The 2441-nt window shown below is 59.9% G+C and carries 1 protein-coding gene; it reads left to right on the plus strand.

Annotated elements, in window-relative coordinates:
* Positions 1-2049 (plus strand): patatin-like phospholipase family protein (locus tag WB402_RS00035; RefSeq protein ID WP_424204554.1); only part of this gene is annotated, 2049 nt, incomplete at its 5' end.
* Positions 2050-2441: the final 392 nt, after the last annotated feature.

Raw genomic sequence — 2441 nt, forward strand, 5'->3', positions numbered from 1 at the left:
GTATTGGAGGAGTTGCGCATTCCCGTCGATTACGTCGTCGGCACCAGCATGGGTTCCATCGTCGGCGGCCTTTATGCATCCGGTATGAGTGCTGAGGAGATAGATCGGGAAATGCGGGCGATGGACTGGGATGACCTGTTCCAGGACTATCCCAGCCGCGCAGACCGTTCTTTCAGGCGCAAGAGCGACGACTATATCTACGCATTCAAGGCCAAGCCGGGCTTCAATGACGGCAAGGTCCAACTCCCGCTCGCCTATATCCGCGGTCAGAAGTTCGACCTGGCGCTCAACCGGCTCACCCTGCCCGTGGTCAATGTGAAGGACTTCAACCGCCTGCCCATTCCCTACCGGGCCGTGGCTGCCGACATAGAGACCGGCAAGGCGGTCGTGCTGGCTAAAGGCAGCCTCAGCATGTCCATCCGCGCCAGCATGGCGGTACCGGCGGCGTTCGATCCGGTGGAGATCGATGGCCGGCTGCTGGTGGACGGCGGCATCGCCAACAACGTGCCCGTGAACGTGGCGCGCGACATGGGCGCCGAGGTTCTGATCGTGGTGGACGTGGGCAGCGGACTCTTCAGCCGGAAGAATATTACCAGCGCGCTGGACGTCACCGGGCAGCTCGGCAACTACCTGTTCACCCTTAACTCCGAAGAGCAGCTGAAGACCCTGGGACCGAAGGATGTCCTTATCCGCCCGCCGCTCGGAGACATCGGCGGTGGCAGCTTTGAACGCGTGCCCGAGACCTTCCCGATCGGCGAGCGCAGCGCGCGAGAAGCGATCGACGCCTTGCGACGCTATTCCCTCAGCCCGCAGGATTATGCGCGCTATCGCGCGCAGCATGCGCGCCCCCGGAAGGAGGCACCGGTGATCGACTCGGTGCGCATCGACAATCATTCCCGGGTCGGTGACGCCGTCATCGCCGAGCACATCTCGGTCAAGCCGGGCCAGCCGCTCGACGTGGAACGACTGGAGCAGGACATCGGCCAGATCTACGGCCTCGAGATATTCGAGTCCGTACGCTACGAGGTGGTGCGTGAAGACGACAAGAACGTCCTGGTGATCAACGCCAAGGAGAAATCCTGGGGTCCGGGCTACCTCCAGGCCGGAATCGCCGCTTCCAATAATTTTAAGGGCGATAGCACATTCAAGTTCGGTTTTCTTTATACGCGCACCGAGATCAACGCGCTCAACGGAGAATGGCGCCTGGGTGGGCAACTGGGCGATGAACCGGCCATTTTCGCGGATCTATACCAGCCTCTGGATCCGCAGTCCCGCTACTTCGTAGCCGGCAAGGTCGGCTACGGAAAATTGAACGAGGATGAATTCGATGCCGATGGCAACCGGCTATCCCGCTACCAGTTGGACACCACCAGGCTGGAACTGGCGGCGGGCCGGAATTTCGGGACTTGGGGCGAAGGCAGGCTCGGCTTCTATCGAGAAAGCGGCACGGCCGAACTCACCATCGGCGCACCAGCGCCGGACAAAAACGTGGACTTGGGATATGTTTACCTGAGGTTATCCGATGACAAGCTGGACAACGTCAATTTTCCCCGCGCGGGTCATTTCGGCCGGGCCGAGTACCGCGTCTCGCGCGATGGGTTCGGCGCCAGTACGGATTACGATCAGGGTATATTGAGCTATCTTCATGCCTTTACCTGGGATCGTAATACCATCACCGGCAGGATTTTTGGCTTCAGCACGTTGGACAACACCGCGCCCCTGGGAGCGCAGGTGCGGCTGGGTGGCTTCATGCGGCTCTCCGGATTGCAGGAAAACCAGCTGAGTGGCCAGGACGCGGGGCTGATCGCACTGAGCTACTACCGTCGTATCAATGACATTGCGTTATTAAATACCTACCTCGGCGTCACCTATGAGATCGGCAACGTGTGGCAGGATCGAAAAGATGCTTCCTTCGACAATACCATCTCCGCGGGCAGTGTGTTCCTGGGAGTGGATAGCCCGATCGGACCCTTCTATTTCGCTTACGGTCGCGCGGACACGGGTGATTACAGCTTATACATCTATCTGGGACCGCGCTTCACTTTCTGAAGGCGGCGGAAGCGACTGGCGGCGCCGGGCGCGACGTCACCGAATCGTTGCCCCTCGAATCGCGGTATCCGGCAATTTCGACGGCGCCGGGTACACCTGGATATACTTGATGTAGTCCGTCGGGAAAAGAAAAGCACGCCATCGCCCTTGATGAGCAGGTAGGGTTTTTAAGTAATTTCTCAAGGCGACACGCGACGGCCTGTTCGTCGCTCACTTGTTTGGGAAAATCGCATGCCGCCGCTGTTTCCCGTCCGTTGACGATAACACGCGCCCACCGATACACTACCACCCATGGCAAAACCCGGATCCCGGCGTCGGGCCCCGATCGACGACGCTATCCGGCTTGCCACACGGCTTACCACCGGTCTGGGGGTTGCAGACCATCACTCAAC

The organism is Sulfuricaulis sp. (genome assembly GCF_049587675.1).
GTDB lineage: Bacteria > Pseudomonadota > Gammaproteobacteria > Acidiferrobacterales > Sulfurifustaceae > Sulfuricaulis.